Below are 20,322 nucleotides of genomic sequence, written 5' to 3'. Positions count from 1 at the left end.
ATCTCTACAGAATCGTACGCACGCGCCAGAGCTCGGGGAACAGCTCGATCTCCAGCATCCGTTTGAGATAGCTGACGCCGCCGGTACCACCGGTGCCGCGCTTGAAGCCGATGACGCGCTCGACCGTCGTCACATGGTTGAAGCGCCAGCGGCGGAAATAATCTTCGAAATCGACCAGCTTCTCGGCGAGCTCGTAGAGCATCCAGTGCGTCTCCGGCGCCTCGTAGACGATACGCCAGGCCTGGAGCACGCCTTCGTTGAAGCTGTGGGTTTCGCGAACGTCGCGGGCCAGCACGGGCGCAGGCATCTTGAGCCCGTTGCGGTCGGCGAGCCGCAGCACCTCGTCATAGAGGCTTGGCGTCGCGAGCTCGGCTTCGAGCAGCTTCGTCGTCTCCGCATCGTGCGCGTGCGGCTTGAGCATGGCGTGGTTGCGGTTGCCGAGCAGGAATTCGATCAGCCTGTATTGACGCGACTGGAAGCCCGAGGATTGCCCGAGTTGCGAGCGGAAGCGCGTATACTCGCTCGGCGTCATCGTCCGCAGCACGTCCCAGGCGCCGTTGAGTTGCTCGAAGATGCGCGACACCCGCGCCAGCATCTTCATCGCCGGTTGCACCTCGTCCCTGGCGATCGCGCGGCGCGCGGCGCTGAGCTCGTGGATGGCAAGGCGCATCCACAGCTCCGTGGTCTGATGCTGGATGATGAACAGCATCTCGTCGTGCGCTTCCGAGAGCGGATGCTGCGCCCCGAGGATCGCATCCAGCGCCAGGTAGTTGCCATAGGACATGCGCCGGGCGAAATCCGTCTCGGCGCCTTCGCTTGCAGGATCGTAATCGCTGGACGTCATGACAGGCCCTCTCGATCGATCGTCCCTCGCCTCATCAGTCGAGGCCGATCAGGCGCGCGGTGATCTGCGACGACGGATCCTTCAGCCCGTCGATCACGGTAAAATGGTTGAGGCCGGGATCGATCACGAGGTGCGTCGGCACGTCGAAACCGGTCCAGACATTGGCCATCAGGTCGGATTGGCGAATGAATTCAGGGCGCTCATTGCCGCCGACCCAGGCCGTCACAGGCGAATGCCCCCGCGGCAGATGCAGCGCCGCGCTCTCGAGCGCCGCCTCCTCCATGGTCATGCGCAGCGTCTCGTTCATCTTTGTCTTCAAGAGCGGCCGCAGATCGTGCAGGCCGCTGATCGAGAGCGTGCCGGCAATGCGATCGTAGACGGCGGGCTCGAGCCGGCTGTCGTCGCACAGCATGCGCGTGACGAGATGACCGCCGGCGGAATGGCCGGCGAGCCGGATCGGCCCCGCCACCAGCGAGGCCGCCTTGGCGATCGCGGCGGCAATCTCGGCGGTGATGTCGGAGATGCGCGCAGCCGGCGTCAGCGTGTAGCTCGGCAGCGCCACGGTCCAGCCATGATGCCTTGCGCCCTCGGCCAAATCGGTCCAGGCCGATTTGTCGAAGCGCATCCAGTAGCCGCCATGGACGAACACGACGAGGCCCTTGCTGTCGCCGTCGGGCAGGATCAGGTCGAGGCGCTGCCGCTCACCGGCGCCATAGGCGACGTCGGGACGAAAATCCTTCAACCCCGCACGGTAAGCCGCCGCCCGCTCTGCCCACAGCACCGGCATTTTGTCCGAGCCCGGGATATGGGCCGAATTGGCATAAGCATCATCCCAATCGCGCATCGTGATTTCCTCGGCGGACTCAGGCCCTGCGAGCCGGACGCCAGTCTGCCACCGGCAAGGCCGCCATCCTAGTCTTTATTTTAAGCTTAAAGGATGTGTCTGCGCGTATTTCGGACAACAGATCCTGCCCCAACCGGAGCGCCGTAGGGTGGGCAAAGCGAAGCGTGCCCACCATTCGTTCGGAATTGAGGATGGATGGTGGGCACGGAGCAAGGGCGCCTTTGCCCACCCTACGGGCCCTCCTCCCGTCATTGCGAGCGCAGCGAAGCAATCCAGAGTCTTTACGCGGAGGGATTCTGGATTGCTTCGTCGCTTCGCTCCTCGCAATGACTGCGGAGAGAGCAAAGCCCGGTTGCTTACGCCTTCTCCACTCCGCACCACTCCGCGATGAACAGCGCCATCGCCTTGGTCGTCTTCTTCAGCGACTCTAGGTCGACGAACTCGTTGAAGCCGTGCATCTCGCCGCCGCTCGCGCCGAAGCACAGGCTCGGGATGCCGTGGTTGAGGCCGTAGAAGCGGGTATCGGTGAGCGCGGTGAACACGAGGTCCTCGACTGCGCCACCGTAGACCTTATTGAAGGCCTTGCCGAACGCGGCCTCGGGCGCGGCGGCGTCGGTCAGTTCATACCCCTCCGACAGGAAGCCCGACCATTCGACCTCCGGTGGATTGTTGGCGAGGAAGCGGTGGTTGCGCGCAGCGGCCGCGACGCAAGCCACAATCTCCTTCTGGTGATCGGCGATCGACCAGCCCGGCAATACAGCAATCCGGCAGTCGACGTCGCACCAGGCCGGCACGCTGGAAGCCCAGTCGCCGCCCACGATGATGCCAGGGTTGAAATTGATGGGATGGTTGAGCGTCTTGAAATGGCGATCGGCTTTCGCGCGCTCGTTCCACTCGTTCTCGAGCTTTTGCAGGGCCTGGATCAAATGATAGGCCGCCATGATCGCATTCGCCCCGGAGCCAGCAAAGGCGACATGGGTCGGGTGGCCTTTTACGCGCAGCCGAAACCAGATCACGCCGACCTGCGAGCGCACCATCTTGCCGCCGGTCGGCTCCGGGATGAAGCAGGCATCGGCGCGGTAGCCGCGCTGAAGCGTCGACAGCGCGCCGACGCCGGTGCTCTCTTCCTCGATCACCGATTGGAAGTGGATCCGCGCCGTCGGCTTGAAACCCGCGGCGCTGATCGCATCCAGCGCATAGAGCGCACCGATCGTGCCCGACTTCATGTCGCAGGCGCCACGGCCGAACATCTTGCCGTCCTTGATGACGGGTGAGAAGGGCGGCGTGTCCCACAAATCCAGCGGCCCTGCGGGCACCACATCACAGTGGCCCTGGAGGATCAGCGATTTTCCAACGTTGGTTTGCGGACGGTAGGTGCCCACCACTGAACGCGCTTTCGAAAAATCATGCTCGATCGGGCCGAAGCCGCGCAGATCCTTGAGGTCGTCGATATTGATGTGCCAGTCGTCGACCTCATAGCCGCGTTCGCGCAGGAGGTCGCCGATCATGTCCTGGCATGGTCCCTCCGCTCCGCGGGTCGAGGGGATCGCGATGAAATCACGTGTGGTCGCAAGCTGGGCTTCGAAGCTGGCGTCGACGGCGTCAACAATCCTCTGCTGCGTTTCGGCATTCATCAGGCAACTCCAATCGGGCATTCAGATCATCGATGGAGCGCAAGCTAGCCGATTTCAGCCGTTCGGGTACTCTACAAAATAAGCATCCCGCAATGCATCGTCGAGCAGCCGGCCTTCGGAGTAGCCATTCAAACCCGCGGGCCGGCTGACGCCGTCGAGCAGGCGCGGACACGGCTCGGGCGCGCCAAGCACCGTGCGGACCGGGATGCGCTCGGCATAGATCGGCAGTTCGTAATCCTGATCGTCATCGGCCACGCCCTTGGCCCGGATCTTGGCCGAGGCCTCCTCGATCTCCATCGCGATGAAGGAGGTCGCCTTGGTCTCCTGCGCTGTGCTCTGACGCAGGCTCGCGGTGCGGCCCGGGAAGAAGCGGTCGACCATCGCGATCACCGCGCGCTCCTTCTCCTCGGGGTCGGTGACGAGATAGGCGGTGCCGAACGCCATCACCGCGCGGTAATCGGCGGAGTGGTTGAAACCGCAGCGCGCCAGCACGAGACTGTCGAGATGGGCGACCGTCAGACAGACGCGCTCGCCCCTGGTCTGGTTGCGCAGCATGCGGCTAGCGCTGCTCCCATGCCAGTACAGCTTCGTGCCTTCGCGCCAGAAGAAGGTTGGCGTGCAATAGGGCTGGCCGTCGATCACGTAGGACACGTGGCACAGCATCGAGGAATCCAGGATGCGGTGAACGGTCGCGTGATCGTAGAAGCCGCGATCGTGACGGCGCTTCACCTGGTTGCGCGCTGACGTCGGATAGGAATTTGAATTTTCAACCTGGCTCACGGCCGCACCTCGGGGATTGGAGCAATCCAGAACAGTTGTAGCTGCCGATTTGGTCTGCGATAGTGCCAATTCCATGCGAAAAATTCCGACCAATTCTCCCTCGCCGGCCAAGGCCGAGCTGCCGCTCGACCTCACCGGTCCGCACATCACGGTGAGCGCTTCTGCCGCGCACCGGCTCTACCAGGCACTGTGCGAGATGATCGTCTCCGGCCTCGTCAGGCCCGGCGAGCCATTGCCGCCCTCGCGGACGCTGGCACAGCAGACCGGCTTCCGCCGCAACGCCGTCGTCACGGCCTATGAGCGGCTGATCGCCGACGGCTTTGCCGAGGCAACCGTCGGCTCCGGCACCTTCGTCGCAGCGCACATCCCAGCGCGAGCGACTGAGGCGAACAAACCCAAGGCGGTTGTCGAGGCGCCGCGGCAAGGCGCGTTCGCGCTCGGCTGCACCCATATCGACGAGCGCGCCGTGCAGCGCTTCCGCGCCTTCGTCGGGCGTCGCATGCGCGCATTCGGACCCGAGCATCTGCACTATGGCGATCCCCGCGGCAGCCGCGAGCTGCGCGCGGCAATCGCCGATCACCTGTTGTCGGCGCGAGGCCTGCGCTGCGACCCCGAGCAGATCATGCTCACATCAGGCACGCTGCATGCGCTGCGCATCGTGCTGAGCGCGATCCTGAAGGCGGGCGACCAGGTCTGGTGCGAGGACCCCGGCTATCCGATCGCGCGCCAGACGATCGGACAATGCGGATATCGCACCGTGCCCATTCCGGTCGACGCGCACGGCCTGCACGTGGCTAGGGGTCGTGCGGCGGCACCGTCTGCGCGCGCGGCCTATGTCACCCCGTCGCATCAGTTTCCGCTAGGCGTCCAGATGTCGATGCCGCGACGGCTCGAATTGCTGGACTGGGCGAAGCAGGCCGGCGCCTTCGTGCTCGAGGACGATTACGACAGCGAGTTCCGCTACGACGGCGCGCCGCTGATGTCGCTCGCCGGCATCGATCAGCTCCAGCGCGTGATCTACCTCGGCACCTTCGCCAAGACCTTGTTTCCGGGCCTGCGCATCGGGTATTGCGCCCTGCCCGAGCGCCTGATCGCGGACGTGACGGCTGCACGGGCTGCGCTCGATCGCTTTCCCGGCACGCTGATGGAAGGCGCGGTGGCCGACATGCTCAATTCCGGCGCCTTCGCCGCGAACCTGAAGCGGGTGCGCAAGCTCTATCGCGAGGCGCGTGATGCGCTGGCCGCGACGCTGGAAGCCAAATCAGACGGCGCGCTCTCCGTGCCGGTGCCGTCGCAAGGACTGCATCTTGTCGCCCGGTTCGATCCCTCGGTCGATCCGTCGCAGGCGGCCAAGGCCAAGCGGGCGGCTGGCGCGGAAGGCTGGCTCCTGGCCGAGACCTATTCTCGCGCGCGTCCCCTGCCCGGTTTCGTGCTGGGATTTTCGGGGCATACGGTTCCGCAACTGGTGGCCTCGGCCGAACGGCTGGCACGGGAATCGCGCTCAGTCCTGCGCGCGAGGAGTTCAGCCCGACGGGCGTAACGAAGCTTCACTATCAGAATCGCCTGCCGCTCCCTAGATTGCGGCATCGATGCCGGGACCTCACACTATGCTGCTGCGCCGCGCGACCTGCCTTTCGCTCCTGATTTCCCTCGCGCTTGCCTCGACGGCGCGTGCAGCAACAGTCGGTCGCGAACAGGACATCGTGGACCTCAAGCTCGGCCAACGTGTGCAAGTGGATGACGGAACCTGCCCTGCCGGACAGGTCAAGGAAGTGCGCGGCGCCAAGATGACCGACAAGGGCGTGGCGCGCACGAGCGCCTGCGTGCCGCGATACGGTCCGAAATCGAAGTAGCGGGCTAAGAGCCCTGCTTCGCAGGGTCGAACATGCACTGCAAGGTCGGCTTGGCGATCTTGGTGAAGGTCGAGCCGATCTCGCCCTGCTTGGACGTCGGCACCCAGTCGGTCTCGATCGTCGGCACGCCGGTCTCGCTGATGCCGCGCAGCAGCGCCTCGCGCAAATCGCGGTCCTCGACGACGGCGGCGGCATGGTCGTGCAGGCAGCCGCAGACCTCCTCCGGATGCTCCCAGCGCCCGAGCATGCGCGGCGCACACTGACGCACGAATTCGCTCCGGGGATCCGGCAACCTGGAGGGAGCGCGCACCTGCGCCTGAGCGGCACTGAGCGTCAAAACGAATATGAACGCTGCGGCGCAGAATCGAACAATCATGATGGGCTTTGCCGGCTGCTTTTCTTATTGGCGATCAGAAGCGCGTGGCGACTACGATCGGCTGAGGTGCCGTGATCGTCAGCGGTGAACCGCTGTACTGGAAGGTGCCAACACCGGGCAGACTGCCGTCCGGCGAGCCCGCGAACGAGGAGCCGGCGAGCACGAAGCCGAAGGCAAGGATGAAGCTGAGCGCGCGCATGATCTTGTGTCCCGATTTCGTGGCCGGCGGTGTGCCGTCGTCGTTGTGAAGCTGATAACCATGGGCGGTTTCGCGCGTGATGCGCCAAAAGCGGAAAATGGTTTCATCTTTCGTGAGAATTGTTTCGTCCCGCCCGAGACGACGAAACATTCGCCGGAAAATCCCAATCATTTCAGGTGAGCCGCGCCACGGCCCAAAGTGGCCTGACATGTTCCCGCTCGAGCTTGGACCGGCCGCGGACGCGATCGCCGTCATGCTCCCGCCTTACGCGCTTCACACGCATTTTACGTTTTTCTGCTGAAGAGAAGCCGAAATCGAGACGCTGGGATCACCGGGCGCGTTCACGTGAGGGATGGCCATCATGATGGCGAGGGATCGCGCAGCGACGCGCGAGGCGGAGCAACGGACGAGCCGCGGAAATCAACGATCCATTCGCGAGAGCGCCACATCACTTGGCAATACGTCACCTGGTGAAATGGCGCTGCAAGCGAACCGCGGCCTTGAAGCCACGCCGCAGACATTCGTGCGGCTGACCGGTTCGCATCTTGCAAAGCCGCGCTGTCGTCAGTGAGTGAAGAACTCGCCGCACTTCTGGACGTTTGAGTCCGCCGGTCCCCATGGCATGATCGGTACGGTCGAGGTCGAGTTCTTCGGTGAGCCCTCGATCAGCTTGTCCGAATAGACCATGTAGACCAGCACGTTGCGCTTGGCGTCACAGCCGCGCACGATCTGCATCTTCTTGAAGAACAGTGAGCGACGCTTGCGGAACATGTCGTCGCCCTGCTCCATCTTGTTCTTGAACTTGATCGGGCCGACCTGGCGACAGGCCAGCGAGATGTCCGAGACTTCCTCGGCAAGGCCGAGCCAGCCCTTGAAGCCGCCCTTCTCCGGCACGGTGAAGTGACAGGCGACGCCCTCCACCTCGGGATCATCGAGACCGTAAGTCGCGAGCTTGTCGTTCGGGCTCATCCATTTGAATACGGTCGAGCGGCGGAAGATCAGATCCGGCTCGTCGACGGCGGAGGCGGAAGCCACCGGCACGGCCAGAGCCAAGAGGAATAAAGCGAGGCCTTTCAAGCGGATGCCGAAAAGACCGGGGAAACGAGATGACATGAAGTTCTCCGGTAACAAGTCCCCGCAATGTAGGCATCAGGCGGCCGATCAGGAAGACGAGCGACCAGCCGCCACGGCCGCCGTTTACCGCTCTGTGAGGCTTTTTTGCTACGCGTTGAACAAAAGTAGCTGACGGCAGAACCGCCTTGGTGGTGAACGCGTATCCTCTTTGCGAGACTAACGTCTGATTTGGATTATGGATTCGAGGATGAACAGCGTGAATGAGTCCGGTTTTGCTGCCAAGCCAACGCCTTTTTGGCAGGTCGCCATTTTGACGGCTGCGGTTGCGATCGGGACGGCAAGCCAGGCTGACGCAGCGTTTTATTATTGGACGGATTATTCCGACGGCTCCTATTACGCCCGGCAGGATCGGTATCCCGAAATACCGCGCCAGAAGCCGCAGAAGCGCGGCGCGGCGGGCAAGAAGGAGATCGTTGCCGAGAAGGAAGCCGGCACCAAGCCGCAAGGACCGCTCGTCATCGTCGTCTCGATCGACCGGCAGAAGGTGACGGTCTACGACAGCAAGGGCGTGTTCGCGGAATCCCCGGTGTCGACAGGCATGAAGGGCCATTCGACGCCGATGGGTGTGTTCAGCGTCATCCAGAAGCACAAATTCCACCATTCCAACATCTATAGCGGCGCCCCGATGCCGTACATGCAGCGGATCACCTGGTCCGGCGTTGCCATGCATGCCGGCGTGCTGCCGGGCTATCCGGCCTCGCATGGCTGCATCCGGATGCCGATGGCGTTCGCGGTGAAGATGTGGAACTGGACCAGGATGGGCGCGCGCGTCATCGTCGCGCCCGGCCAGATGTCGCCGCAAAGCTTCTCGCATCCCCTGCTTGCTGCGGTGCGCGTGCCGCCGCAGCCCGCCGCCAACCTCGCACCGCAGATCAATGTCGGCGACAAGGCCGATAAGGGCGCAGCACAAACCAACGTCACTGAAGCCAAGCCGCCGGTCGAGACGAAGACCGCCAGTGCAGACAGCCTGTTCGAGCTGCGCGCCTCTGTCGGCCACACCGTGATGTCGGATGTGACCACCGGTAATGCGCCCGCCCGCGAGGAAGCGGCTGCGCCGACCGACAAGATCGAGACCAAGACCGCTGCGGCATCTGACGCGGCCAAGCCGCCGCCCGAAGAAACCGCCAAGCCCGCGAACACGGACGCGAAGCCCATTGAGGCCGCGGAAGTCTCGACGGCGACCGACAACAAGCTCGACGCCGCCAAGACTGAAGCTGCCGAAACTGCGAAGAAGCCTGACGCCACGGCGCCGGCACTCGCCGCCTCGCCCGACGCGAAGAAAGACGACACCAGCGTTGCCGATCCCGCGCCGGCGGCGAAGCCGGACGCGCCGAAGCGGGCCGGCCAGATCGCCGTCTTCATCAGCCGCAAAGATTCCAAGCTCTACGTGCGGCAGAACTTTGCGCCGCTGTTCGAGGTGCCCGTCACGATCGCCGCGAGCGACCGGCCGCTCGGTACGCATGTCTTCACAGCCGAAGTCGACAAGACCGACTCCAATGCGCTGCATTGGTCGGTGGTGTCGCTGCCGGTCTCCGTCCGCGCAGCTGCGCGCGAGGACGACAGTCGCGTAACACGTCGCCAGGGCGGCGCTGCCGTGATCCCCGTTGCTGCAAAGCCGGTGGTCACGCCGAACAGCCCGGCTGAGGCCCTCGACCGCATCGCGATCCCTGCCGACACCATGGCGAAGATCAATGAGATGCTGACATCGGGTGGCTCGATCATCGTCTCCGACCAGGGCATCAACCAGGGCGAGACCGGCGAAGGCACCGATTTCATCGTCCGCTTGTACTAGCGCTCCGCACCGTGTCCGATAACGCGGTGTTGAGCGGCCCGGTCGTGCCGGCGGAGTAACATGAGCCCCGGATCATTTCGGGGGACGCCGCATGATGAACCGCAGGACCATGCTCGCCGCGGCCCTTGCGGGCGCCATCGCGCCAGCGACGCGCGCGTTTGCCGACGGCGGCATGAGCCGGATCTCGGCCTATGCCTTCTCCTTCCCCGCATTGTCCGGCGACGACATCCGCCTTGCCGCGTTCACGGGCAAACCGCTGCTGGTGGTGAACACCGCCTCGCTCTGTGGCTACACCCCGCAATATGCCGGCCTGCAAGAACTATGGGGCGAGTTTCGCGAGCGCGGGCTCACCGTGATCGGCGTGCCCTCCAACGATTTCGGTGGCCAGGAGCCCGGCGGCGCCAGCGAAATCTCCGATACGGCGCACCACCAATACGGCGTTACCTTCCCGGTGACGGCCAAGGCCGTGGTGGTCGGCGCGAAGGCTCATCCATTCTACAAATGGGCTGCCGACGCGCGGCCGAGGGAGGTTCCGAAGTGGAACTTCCACAAATATCTGATCGGCCGTGACGGCTACATCGCCGAGGTCTTTCCGTCCGCGGTGGCGCCGACCGATACGCGGGTCAAAACGGCCCTTGCCAAGGCGCTGGCCGATAGTTGATGCGGCGCGGCCGATCCGGTTGGGCACAATTGTGGCGTGGCACCAAACAGCCGTTGCAATGGCGAGGGCCCACCATCTAGGCTAGGATCGTTTGGGGCAGGACGGTTTTGCCGCAGGCGAAAAGCCGCGGCGGAACAACGGGATCAATCTCGAGGACAACACCATGCGCGTGGCGGCAGGACTGATTTTAGCAAGCGCGATGTCTTTGGCCATGACGGGTGCGGCATGGTCGCAGACCGCGGCAAAACCCGCAGCAAGCACACAAGCCGCACCAGCGGCGACACCGGCCGCTTCAGCGCCGGCGACTGCTCCCGCAGTGGCAGCCGCACCAGCGGGCTTCGTCAACCCGCCGCCACCGAAACAGGCGCCGCAGCCGGCGCGCGCAGCCTGCAACACGCCGGGCGCGCTCGGCGTCGCCCGCACCGTCGAGATCGACACCACCGGCGGCCCCGGCTTCGGCTTCGAGCATTTCAAGGAGCTCGACTTCCTGCGCGATCACGAGGTGGTGCTGACCTTCGACGATGGCCCCTGGCCCAAGAACACACCTGCGGTGCTGAAGGCGCTCGCCGACGAGTGCACCACCGGCATCTTCTTCTCCATCGGCAAGCACGCGACCTACGAGCCGGAGATCCTGAAGCAGGTCTATGCGGCCGGTCATACGATCGGCTCGCACACCTGGTCGCATGCCAACCTCAACAACAAGAAGCTCACGGAAGCGCAGCGCAAGGATGAGATCGAGAAGGGCTTCAGCGCCGTGAAATGGGCGCTCGGCGGCATCTCGCCGTCGCCGTTCTTCCGCTTCCCGGCGCTTCAGCATCCGCCGGAGATGGTCACCTATCTCGGCAACCGCAACGTCGGGATCTTCTCCTGCGACATCGACTCCTTCGACTTCAAGGCCTCCAAGCCGGAGAAGGTGATCGAGACCGTGATGAAGAAGCTCGAGACCAAGGGCAAGGGCATCATCCTGATGCACGACTTTCAGAAGCACACCGCCGAAGCCCTACCCGAATTGCTCAAGCGTCTGAAGGCCGGCGGCTACAAGGTGGTGGCGATGCGCGCAAAATTCCCGGCGTCGACGCTGCCCGAATACGACCAGGAGCTGCTCAAGAACATCAAGCTGCCGACGGTGAGCCAGCGCCCGGTCAATTCCGTTGTGACGACCGTTTCCGAATAGAAGGCAATTGTCTTTCCGGTTCGAAGGCTACGTCATCGTCTCGGCGGACGGCATGCTCGCCGACGCGGCGCACGTCATGCCGGACAGCCTGAAGTTCGACGGCGACAAGCTGTTCTTTGAGCAGGCGCTCGATCGCGCCGCGCTGATCGTGCACGGCCGCAATTCGCACGAGCACCAGCCGAATTCGCCGAAGCGTAAGCGGCTGATCCTGACCCGCAAGATCAAGGCGTTGACCGTCGATCCTGAAATGCCGAACGCGACATTGTGGAATCCGGATCACGCGCGCTTCGAAGAGGCCTGCGCCTTTGCCGACGTCGCCTCCGGCATGGTCGCCGTCATCGGCGGCCCCGTGGTCTTCGACATGTTCATGGACCGCTACGACACGTTCTGGCTGTCGGAGGCGCCGCACGTTCGACTGCCCGGCGGCGAGGGCTGTTTTGTCGGCGTGCCCCAGCGGACCCCGCACGAGGTGCTCGCCTCGCACGGGATGAAGCCAGGGGCGCCGTACCTGCTCGACGCGGCGCATGAGGTGACTGTGACCCCGTGGCGCAGGACGTAGCGCTACACGTCGCCGTAGGCCGCCTCCGCCGGGCGCGTGGTGCGGCCGTAGCCGATGATCATGCACAGCGCGCCGATGATCGACAGATTCTTCAGCGCGTCGACCACCATCTTGGCGTTGTCGGGCGGCGCCTGGTTCCAGAAGTCATCGAACAGCACGGTCGCGACCGCGACGTAGATGATCAGCAGCATCGCGAACAATCGCGCGCCGAAATTCAGCGCGATCATCAGTCCGGCGATGATCTCGAGCCCGCCGACGGCGATCGCCAGGAGTTGCGGCGTGGTCATGGCAGTCGCCGTCTCGAGCTGCTTGGCGTAAGGCGCGACGACGTCGGGCACCACGAGTTTGGTGGCGATGAAGTCGGCGGTCGCCTGGATGGCAAAGAGCTTGGTCGCGCCCGTGTAGATGAACAGCACGGCGAACAGGATTCGCCCGAAAGTCACGAACGCTGGCATGATCGGCCTCTTGGCTCAGGCTTTTTGAAATCGGCGTCTTGACGCGAGTGCCGGGCGATTATGAAGAGTCGTGCGACGGTTTACAAACGGGGAAATCGCAAACCGTTTTGAAAAGATTGAAGTGCGGATGCGCCGGAGGTCTGCTCCCTCGCCCCGCTTGCGGGGAGAGGGTTGGGGTGAGGGGGAGCCTCTGCGGGGACGGTGAGAGTTGGACTCGCGGAGAGTCCCCCTCACCCGGATCGCATCTGTCGATGCGATCCGGCCTCTCCCCGCAAGCGGGGAGAGGCGAAGAGATCGCGCCTCAGGTAAACAACGTCGGCTGCTGCCGCGCTGCCCGTTCCTGCGCCTCCACGACTGCAACAGCCGTCATGTTGAGGATGCCGCGCGCGGTCACCGAGGGCGTCAGGATGTGCGCCGGGCGCGCCGGGCCGACCAGGATGGGGCCGACGGGGAGCGCGTCCGCCAGCGACTTGATCATCTGGTAGGCGACGTTGGCGGTGTCGAGGGTCGGCATGATCAGGATGTTGGCCTCGCCCTCCAGCTTGGAGTGCGGCAGCACCATTTTCCGCGCAGCAGCTGAAAGTGCGGTGTCGCCCTGCATCTCGCCGTCGGCCTCGATCTCCGGATGCCTTTCCTTCAGGAGCTGGGTCGCCCGGCGCATCTTGCGCGAGGAGTCCGTGTCGTAGCTGCCGAAATCCGAATGCGAGACGAAGGCGATCTTCGGCTTGATGTTGAAGCGCTGCACATGGACTGCCGCGAGCGACGCGATCTCGGCGAGCTCCTCCGCGCTCGGATTGGGCCGCACCTGCGTGTCCGCGATGAAGAAGGCGCCCTTGCTCGTGATCAGCAGGGCCAACGCAGCGTAATCGCTGATGCCGGCTGAGAAGCCGATGATCTCGCGGACATGGCGCAGATGGCTCATATACCGCCCCTCGACGCCGCACAGCATGGCATCGGCCTCCCCGCGCACCACGGCAAGCGCCGCGATGACCGTGTTGTTGGTGCGCACCACCGTGCGCGCCGCATCGGGCGTCGCGCCGCGGCGGCCGGCGACCTCAACATAGGTCTGCACATAGGAACGGTAGCGTGGATCGTCCTCGGGATTGACGAGGTCGAAGTCCTTGCCGGCCTTGATCGAGAGGCCGAAGCGCTTGATGCGCGCCTCCACCACCGAGGGACGGCCGACCAAGATCGGCGTCGCCAGCTTCTCCTCCAGCACCACCTGCGTCGCGCGCAGCACGCGCTCGTCCTCGCCTTCGGCGTAGATCACGCGCACCGGCTGGGTCTTGGCCTTGGCGAACATCGGCTTCATGACGAGGCCGGAGCGGAAGGCGAAGCGCTCGAGCAGCGCGCGATACTCGTCGAAATTGGTAATGGGGCGCGTCGCGACGCCGGATTCCATCGCCGCCTTGGCAACGGCCGGCGCGATGCGCAGGATCAGGCGAGGATCGAACGGACTCGGGATCAACGAGCCGGGCCCGAAGCCACCCGCCTCACCGGTGTCGAGGCTGCCTTGGGAGACCGCATCCGACGGCGCCTCGCGCGCGAGCTGCGCGATCGCCTCGACGGCGGCATGCTTCATCTCCTCGTTGATGGCGCTGGCGCCGACGTCGAGCGCGCCACGGAAGATGAAGGGGAAGCACAGGACGTTGTTGACCTGGTTCGGATAGTCGGAGCGGCCGGTGCAGATCATTGCGTCGGGGCGCACCTTGCGCGCATCCTCCGGCATGATCTCCGGTATGGGATTGGCGAGCGCCATGATCAGCGGCTTGTCGGCCATCGCCTTGGCCATCTCAGGCTTGAGCACGCCGGGCGCGGACAGGCCGATGAAGATGTCGGCGTCGCCGATGACGTCGGCGAGCGTGCGCTTGTCGGTCTTCTGCGCATAGACCGCCTTCCAGCGGTCCATGGAGGTGTTGCGGCCCTCGTGCACGAGGCCGTCGATGTCGCAAACCCAGATGTTCTTGCGCTGCGCGCCCATCGACACCAGCAGGTTCAGCGTCGCAAGTGCCGCGGCCCCTGCCCCCGACGCCACGATCTTGACGTCGGACAGTTTCTTGCCGTTGAGCCTGAGGCCGTTGGTGATGGCGGCGGCGACGATGATGGCGGTGCCGTGCTGGTCGTCGTGGAAGACCGGGATCTTCATGCGCTCCTTCAAGCGCGCCTCGATCTCGAAGCACTCCGGTCCACGGATGTCTTCCAGATTGATGCCGCCAAAGGTCGGCTCGAGCGCCGCCACGGTTTCGACCACGCGGTCGATGGTGTCGGCGGCGATCTCGATGTCGAACACGTCGATGCCGGCGAATTTCTTGAACAGGACCGCCTTACCCTCCATCACCGGCTTGGAGGCCAGCGGGCCGATATTGCCGAGGCCGAGCACGGCGGTGCCGTTCGAGATCACGGCGACCAGATTGGCGCGGGTGGTGAGCGAGGCGGCCTCGGCGGGATTCTTGGCGATCTCGGTGCAGGCGGCCGCGACGCCCGGCGAATAGGCCAGCGCGAGGTCGCGCTGGTTGGCAAGCGGCTTGCTTGCCTGGATCTCCAGCTTTCCGGGCCGCGGCAGACGGTGATAGGCGAGCGCCGCCTGGTGGAGATCATCAGAATAGGACGACATGCGGTGTCTCGCCTCGCGTTACCGGCCTCAAAATGTCTGAACCGGAGCGGCCGCCCGAGCGGACGGTATTTCCGGGCCGTGGAAACGGGATGAAGCACGGCAGCCGCCCCGGTGGCAACATCCGATTGCGACCCCATCAACAGGACGCGTGGTCAAATACTTGAAAACCATAGCTTTCCCTGGACCACCCGGCGTTTCGCGAATATGCCAGGTTGCACGGTGCAAAACGAGCAACTGGAGCAAGGGAATGAAGCGAATCCTGATCGGCCTGATCGTGGCAGCCGTGCTCGGAGCGGGCGGATGGTTCGGCTTCAACCTCTACGCCAAGCATCGCGCCACCGCCGAGGTCGAGGCCGCGTTCGAAAGGATCCGTTCGAGCGGCGGCAAGGCGAGCCATGGCAAGATTGATTTCGATCTGCCCACTCGCACGGTGACGATCGAGGACATCGCGATCGCTCCCGGCGAGCAGGCGCAGATCAAGATCGCCGGCATCAAAGGCACCGACGTCCGCCTGATCGACGATATCAGGTTCTCGGCCGACAGCATCGACGTCACGGGTTTCGAAGTCGCACTGAACCAGGTCGGCCCCACGAAGCGCAATCGCGCGAGATGACGGGGAAGCTCGCCGGGTTCTATGAGGGCCTTCGCATCGGCAAGATCGAGGTCGGCAAGACCTCGATGGGCACGCCGCAAGGGACGGCCAGGATCAACGCCGTCAGATACCGCGAGGGCGAGTTCGCGGTCGAAGGCATCGATACGCCGTCCCCACAGGGGCAGTTCAAGATGGAGCGCTTCGCGCTGAAATCGTTCAGCGCGGCAAACCTGATGCGCTGGGCGGCAGGCCTCAGCGGTCACGGGCTGGCGCCCTCGCCCGATCAGTTGCTGGGCCTGTTCCGCGTGCTCGAAGGCGCCGAGATCAAGGGCGTGGTGGCGCCCTATAAGAACACGCGCCAGCTCGTCACCATCGACACGGTCAGCCTGAACTGGGGCCAGCTTGTCGGATCGATCCCGAGCAAGGCCAGCCTGGTCGTGAAAATGGTCACCCCCACCGATCCTGCCAACCCGGCGCAGCGGCCGCTGGTCATCGCGGGCGTCGACAAGCTCGCGATCGACCTCGATCTCGGCGCCGCCTGGACGGAGTCGTCAGGCGCATTCGCACTGATGCCGGCCACGATCGATCTCGGCAACCTCGCCAAAGCGCAGGCCCGCTTCGCACTCGCCAATGTGCCGCGCGGCCTCTTCACGACTGATCCGGCGCAGGCGATGGGTCAGGCGGCGCAGGTGGAGGCCGGTGCGTTCGAACTCTCCCTGCGCGACAGCGGCGTCGTCGATCTCGTCGTCGCGCAGTTCTCACGCATGCAGAATGTCAGCCGCGACGCCGCGCGCCGCGCCATCGTCGAGATGATCAGGGCGCAAGGCGAGAAGATCGCGGCGTCCAATGCCGACGTTAGAATGGCGGTCGATGCGCTCGCCGGCTTCGTCGAGACATCCGGGCAGACGCTGACCGTCAAGCTGACGCCCCGCGCCAAGGTGCCGCTGATGCAATTGATGCAACTCTCGCAAAGCGACCCGGAGAGCGCGCTGGCGCAGTTCAGGATCGAGGCGTCGACAGGGTTGTAGGGCTTATCGCTGCGAACGAGATGACAGCTGACCTGGCGAAAATCCCTTCCCGTCATTGCGAGCGAAGCGAAGCAATCCAGGCTGCCTCCGCGGAAAGATTCTGGATTGCTTCGCTTCGCTCGCAACGACGGGTGGAGAGAGCGGACCCAAGATCAGCAGATCGAATCACGGAGAGTCCCCTCTCGCCCACCTCGCATCTTCGATGTGACGCGGCCTCTCCCCCGCGTGCGGGGAGAGGCGAAGAGCCTCACTTCTGCGGCAGGTTCACCCGCACGTGCAGCTCGCGGAGCTGCTTGGTGGTGGCTTCCGACGGCGCGCCCATCAGGAGGTCCATGGCCTGCTGGTTCATCGGGAACAGCGAGATCTCGCGCAAATTCGTGGTGCCGCACAGCAGCATCACGATGCGGTCGACACCCGCGGCCATGCCGCCATGCGGCGGGGCGCCGTACTGGAAGGCGCGGTACATGCCGCCGAAGCGGTCGACCACTTCCTGCTCACCATAGCCGGCGATCTCGAACGCCTTCACCATCGCTTCCGGCACGTGGTTGCGGATGCCGCCCGAGGCGATCTCGTAGCCGTTGCAGGTGATGTCGTACTGGAACGCCTTGATGGTCAGCGGATCCTGTCCCTTTAGCGCCTCGAGGCCGCCCTGCGGCATCGAGAACGGGTTGTGCGAGAAGTCGACCTTCTTATCGTCCTCGTTGTACTCGTACATCGGGAAGTCGACGACCCAGGCGAGCTCGAACCGCTCCTTGTCGGTGAGGTTCAACTCCTCGCCGACCTTGTTGCGGGCCAAACCGGAGAACTTCCAGAACTTGTCGGGATCGCCGGCGACGAAGAAGGCGGCATCGCCCTCCTTCACGCCGAGCTGCGCGCGGATCGCGGCAGTGCGCTCAGGACCAATGTTGTTCGCGAGCGGACCGGCCCCCTCGCCGCCCTCACGCCACATGATGTAGCCGAGGCCGGGCTGGCCCTCTCCTTGCGCCCACGAGTTCATGCGGTCGCAGAACGCGCGGCTGCCGCCGCCCGGCGCCGGGATCGCCCAGACCTGGTTCTTGGGGTCTTCGAGCATGCGCGCAAAGACCTTGAAGCCGGAGCCGCGGAAATGCTCGGAGACGTCCTGCATCTCGATGGGATTGCGCAGGTCCGGCTTGTCGCTGCCGTATTTGCGCAGTGCCTCGGCGAAGGGAATCCGGCGCCAGCCCTTCGTCACCGGCTTTCCTCTCGCGAACTCCTCGAACACGCCGGTGATGACAGGCTCCATCGCCGCGAACACGTCTTCCTGCGTGACAAAGCTCATCTCGACGTCGAGCTGATAGAACTCGCCGGGCAGACGGTCGGCGCGCGGATCCTCGTCGCGGAAGCACGGCGCGATCTGGAAGTAGCGATCGAAGCCCGACATCATCAGCAGCTGCTTGTACTGCTGCGGTGCCTGCGGCAGCGCGTAGAACTTGCCGGGATGAATGCGCGAGGGCACCAGGAAGTCGCGCGCGCCTTCCGGCGAGGACGCGGTCAGGATCGGCGTGTTGAACTCGAAGAAGCCCTGCCCCTCCATGCGCCTGCGCATCGACTTGATAATTTCGATGCGGGTCATGATGTTCTGATGCAGCTTCTCGCGGCGCAGATCGAGGAAGCGGTACTTCAGGCGGATGTCCTCGGGATATTCCTGGTCGCCGAACACCGGCAGAGGCAGGTCGCCGGCCGGGCCCAGCACCTCGATCTCGCTGATGTAGACCTCGACCTTGCCGGTCGGCAGATCGTCATTGTCGGTGCCTTCGGGGCGACGCCGGGCCTTGCCGTCCATCCGCACCACGAATTCCGAGCGCAGCTTCTCGGCCAGCGAGAAAGCCGGCGAGTCCGGGTCGACCACGCACTGGGTCAGGCCGTAATGGTCGCGCAGATCGATGAACAGCACGCCGCCATGGTCGCGAACGCGATGGACCCAGCCCGAGAGGCGAACCGTCTCGCCGATGTTGCTCTCGCGGAGCGCGCCGCATGTATGTGACCGGTAGCGATGCATGGTCGTCCCAAAATCAATGTCGGAGGAAGCGAATCGGACGGCCTGTAACGGCCGGTCCGAAGTTGCGGCAGGGTTTACCCGACGAGGCCCAAGGCGGCAACCAAGGGAACGCGCTGTTTTGGGCCAGATGGGTCCATTTTCAAGGGCCGAGCCTTTGCCATCAGGCGTTCCAGCCCTATCTTGAGGCCATGACGGTCCATTTCCCCTTCCAGAACTCCTATTCGGCGCTGCCGGACAGCTTCTTCGCCCGCGTCGCGCCGACCCCTGTGGCGGCGCCCCGGCTGATCAAGCTGAACCGGCCGCTGGCGGTCCAGCTCGGGCTCGATCCGGATGCGCTGGAGACCCCGGAAGGCGCCGAAATTCTGGCCGGCAAGGCGGTTCCCGCCGGCGCCGATCCCATCGCCATGGCCTATGCCGGCCACCAGTTCGGGCATTTCGTGCCCCAGCTTGGCGACGGCCGCGCCATCCTGCTCGGCGAGGTCATCGACAAGGACGGCGTCCGCCGCGACATCCAGCTCAAGGGAAGCGGCCCCACCCCGTTCTCTCGCCGCGGCGATGGCCGCGCCGCGCTCGGGCCGGTCCTGCGGGAATACATCGTCAGTGAAGCGATGTTCGCGTTGGGCATCCCGACCACGCGCTCGCTCGCCGCCGTCGTCACCGGCGAGCACGTCATCCGCGAGACCGCGCTGCCCGGCGCGGTGCTGACGCGCATCGCCTCCAGCCATATCCGCGTCGGCACCTTCCAGTTCTTTGCCGTCCGCCGCGACACCGAGGCGATCCGCCGGCTCGCCGACCACGTGATCACCCGCCATTATCCCGAGCTGCTGCATGTCGAGCGGCCCTACCACGCCCTGCTCGCAAACGTTGTCGCGCGCCAGGCCGATCTGGTCGCGCGCTGGCTTTTGGTCGGCTTCATCCACGGCGTGATGAACACCGACAACACGTCCATCTCCGGCGAGACCATCGATTACGGCCCCTGCGCCTTCATGGATGCCTATAACCCAGTGCAGGTGTTCTCCTCGATCGATGAGATGGGCCGCTACGCCTATGCCAACCAGCCGCGCATCGGCCTGTGGAATCTGACCCGGCTCGCCGAATGCCTGCTGCCGCTGTTCTCCGACGATCAGGAGAAAGCAGTCGCCGAAGCCCAGGACATTCTCGGCGCCTTCGCCGAGACCTTCAGTGCGGCCTATCAGGCCGGCCTGCGCAAGAAGGTCGGCCTGTTCACGGAGCGCGACAGCGACGACGCCCTGATCCAGGACCTGCTCGATGCCATGGCCAAGAACCAGGCCGACTTCACCCTCACCTTCCGCAAGCTCGGCGACGCCGCGGGGGATGAAGCCGGCGCCTCCGACGTCCGCGCGCAGTTCATGGATCCCTCGGCTTTCGACGACTGGGCCAAGCGCTGGCGCGAGCGCATTGCCCTGGAGCCGCAGACCGCGGCCGAACGGAAAGCCGCCATGCACGCCGTCAACCCGGTCTTCATCCCGCGCAACCATCGCGTCGAAGCCGTGATCCAGGCCGCAGTCAACGACGACGACTATGCTCCGTTCGAGGAATTGGTGAAGGTGCTGGCCAAGCCGTTCGACGACCAGCCGGACTACGCCGCCTACGCCGATCCGCCGCTGCCGGACCAGCGGGTGTTGCAGACGTTCTGCGGGACGTGAGAAATGCCGTTGGATGGGTAGAGCGCAGCGCACCCATCTTCCTCGGCGCCTCAACCATCTCTGCACTCGCGATGCTGATGGATTTGCCTGCGCTCG

General features: G+C 64.7%; 20 protein-coding genes. 10 read left to right on the top strand and 10 right to left on the bottom strand.

The genetic code is table 11. The features are described from left to right. Positions 1-4 precede the first annotated feature (4 nt). From kynA to LRP30_RS18295, 4 genes are all read right to left on the bottom strand, one after another. Positions 5-844 (bottom strand): tryptophan 2,3-dioxygenase, encoded by an 840-nt coding sequence (kynA, locus tag LRP30_RS18310; protein ID WP_128934213.1) that lies wholly within the window; start codon positions 842-844, stop codon positions 5-7. A gap of 34 nt (positions 845-878) precedes the next feature. Continuing rightward, positions 879-1,688, bottom strand: a complete 810-nt coding sequence (locus LRP30_RS18305; protein ID WP_249761261.1) for an alpha/beta hydrolase — start codon at positions 1,686-1,688, stop codon at positions 879-881. 356 nt (positions 1,689-2,044) lie between these two features. Next, positions 2,045-3,322, bottom strand: a complete 1,278-nt coding sequence (locus tag LRP30_RS18300; RefSeq protein WP_249761260.1) for an ArgE/DapE family deacylase — start codon at positions 3,320-3,322, stop codon at positions 2,045-2,047. 54 nt (positions 3,323-3,376) lie between these two features. Further along, on the bottom strand, positions 3,377-4,102 hold the full coding sequence (locus tag LRP30_RS18295; RefSeq protein ID WP_128941899.1) for a pyridoxamine 5'-phosphate oxidase family protein: 726 nt from the start codon (positions 4,100-4,102) through the stop codon (positions 3,377-3,379). Positions 4,103-4,175: 73 nt separating this feature from the next. Between LRP30_RS18295 and LRP30_RS18290 the strand changes: the two genes are divergently transcribed. Beyond that, positions 4,176-5,642, top strand: a complete 1,467-nt coding sequence (locus tag LRP30_RS18290) for a PLP-dependent aminotransferase family protein (RefSeq protein ID WP_249761259.1) — start codon at positions 4,176-4,178, stop codon at positions 5,640-5,642. Between the two features lie 67 nt (positions 5,643-5,709). Beyond that, a complete protein-coding gene (locus tag LRP30_RS18285; protein ID WP_128934218.1) occupies positions 5,710-5,955 on the top strand; it encodes a DUF6719 family protein in 246 nt (81 codons plus the stop codon). A 4-nt stretch (positions 5,956-5,959) separates the two neighbouring features. Here the strand turns inward: LRP30_RS18285 and LRP30_RS18280 are convergent, their stop codons facing one another. Both LRP30_RS18280 and LRP30_RS18275 read right to left on the bottom strand, forming a co-directional pair. After that, a complete protein-coding gene (locus LRP30_RS18280) occupies positions 5,960-6,331 on the bottom strand; it encodes a hypothetical protein (RefSeq protein ID WP_128934219.1) in 372 nt (123 codons plus the stop codon). A 34-nt stretch (positions 6,332-6,365) separates the two neighbouring features. Then, positions 6,366-6,785 carry a hypothetical protein gene (locus LRP30_RS18275; protein WP_249761258.1) on the bottom strand — a complete coding sequence of 140 codons (420 nt, stop codon included), beginning with the start codon at positions 6,783-6,785 and terminating at the stop codon, positions 6,366-6,368. A 97-nt stretch (positions 6,786-6,882) separates the two neighbouring features. Here LRP30_RS18275 and LRP30_RS18270 point away from each other — a divergent pair, with 97 nt between their 5' ends. Next, positions 6,883-7,101, top strand: coding sequence for a hypothetical protein (locus tag LRP30_RS18270; protein WP_346016220.1), 219 nt, complete (start codon positions 6,883-6,885; stop codon positions 7,099-7,101). On the opposite strand, the gene LRP30_RS18265 is transcribed toward LRP30_RS18270, so the two are convergent. Next, the gene (locus LRP30_RS18265; protein ID WP_249761257.1) at positions 7,095-7,643 is read right to left on the bottom strand and encodes a CreA family protein; all 549 of its coding nucleotides are present in this window, start codon (positions 7,641-7,643) and stop codon (positions 7,095-7,097) included. The two genes, LRP30_RS18270 and LRP30_RS18265, sit on opposite strands and share 7 nt — an antisense overlap. Before the next feature lie 208 nt (positions 7,644-7,851). Between LRP30_RS18265 and LRP30_RS18260 the strand changes: the two genes are divergently transcribed. From LRP30_RS18260 to LRP30_RS18245, 4 genes are all read left to right on the top strand, one after another. Then, positions 7,852-9,456: a L,D-transpeptidase gene (locus LRP30_RS18260; RefSeq protein WP_249761256.1), complete on the top strand. Its 1,605-nt coding sequence runs from the start codon at positions 7,852-7,854 to the stop codon at positions 9,454-9,456. A 91-nt stretch (positions 9,457-9,547) separates the two neighbouring features. Beyond that, the gene (locus LRP30_RS18255) at positions 9,548-10,117 is read left to right on the top strand and encodes a glutathione peroxidase (protein ID WP_249761255.1); all 570 of its coding nucleotides are present in this window, start codon (positions 9,548-9,550) and stop codon (positions 10,115-10,117) included. A gap of 163 nt (positions 10,118-10,280) precedes the next feature. Next, complete coding sequence (locus tag LRP30_RS18250; protein WP_249761254.1) at positions 10,281-11,291, top strand: polysaccharide deacetylase family protein; 1,011 nt, start codon at positions 10,281-10,283, stop codon at positions 11,289-11,291. A gap of 7 nt (positions 11,292-11,298) precedes the next feature. Further along, a complete protein-coding gene (locus tag LRP30_RS18245; RefSeq protein ID WP_164935067.1) occupies positions 11,299-11,850 on the top strand; it encodes a dihydrofolate reductase in 552 nt (183 codons plus the stop codon). A gap of 2 nt (positions 11,851-11,852) precedes the next feature. Here LRP30_RS18245 and LRP30_RS18240 read toward each other — a convergent pair whose 3' ends face one another. Both LRP30_RS18240 and LRP30_RS18235 read right to left on the bottom strand, forming a co-directional pair. Then, positions 11,853-12,305, bottom strand: coding sequence for a DoxX family membrane protein (locus LRP30_RS18240; protein ID WP_128934225.1), 453 nt, complete (start codon positions 12,303-12,305; stop codon positions 11,853-11,855). Between the two features lie 301 nt (positions 12,306-12,606). After that, positions 12,607-14,919, bottom strand: a complete 2,313-nt coding sequence (locus tag LRP30_RS18235; protein WP_249761253.1) for an NADP-dependent malic enzyme — start codon at positions 14,917-14,919, stop codon at positions 12,607-12,609. A 247-nt stretch (positions 14,920-15,166) separates the two neighbouring features. On the opposite strand from LRP30_RS18235, the gene LRP30_RS18230 reads away from it, so the two are divergent. Beyond that, the gene (locus tag LRP30_RS18230; protein WP_245508750.1) at positions 15,167-15,532 is read left to right on the top strand and encodes a hypothetical protein; all 366 of its coding nucleotides are present in this window, start codon (positions 15,167-15,169) and stop codon (positions 15,530-15,532) included. Continuing rightward, positions 15,529-16,539 (top strand): hypothetical protein, encoded by a 1,011-nt coding sequence (locus tag LRP30_RS18225; protein ID WP_249761252.1) that lies wholly within the window; start codon positions 15,529-15,531, stop codon positions 16,537-16,539. The genes LRP30_RS18230 and LRP30_RS18225 overlap by 4 nt, the downstream gene beginning before the upstream one ends. Positions 16,540-16,786: 247 nt before the next feature. Here the strand turns inward: LRP30_RS18225 and aspS are convergent, their stop codons facing one another. Then, positions 16,787-18,559, bottom strand: coding sequence for an aspartate--tRNA ligase (gene aspS / locus LRP30_RS18220; protein WP_128941888.1), 1,773 nt, complete (start codon positions 18,557-18,559; stop codon positions 16,787-16,789). Between the two features lie 188 nt (positions 18,560-18,747). Between aspS and LRP30_RS18215 the strand changes: the two genes are divergently transcribed. Next, positions 18,748-20,226: a protein adenylyltransferase SelO gene (locus LRP30_RS18215; RefSeq protein ID WP_249761251.1), complete on the top strand. Its 1,479-nt coding sequence runs from the start codon at positions 18,748-18,750 to the stop codon at positions 20,224-20,226. Positions 20,227-20,322 lie beyond the last annotated feature (96 nt).

Source organism: Bradyrhizobium sp. C-145 (genome assembly GCF_023375135.1).
In the GTDB taxonomy this organism is placed as follows: domain Bacteria; phylum Pseudomonadota; class Alphaproteobacteria; order Rhizobiales; family Xanthobacteraceae; genus Bradyrhizobium; species Bradyrhizobium zhanjiangense.
Note: the sequence above shows the minus strand (reverse complement) of the source record. Positions and strands in the feature narration are given on the sequence as shown.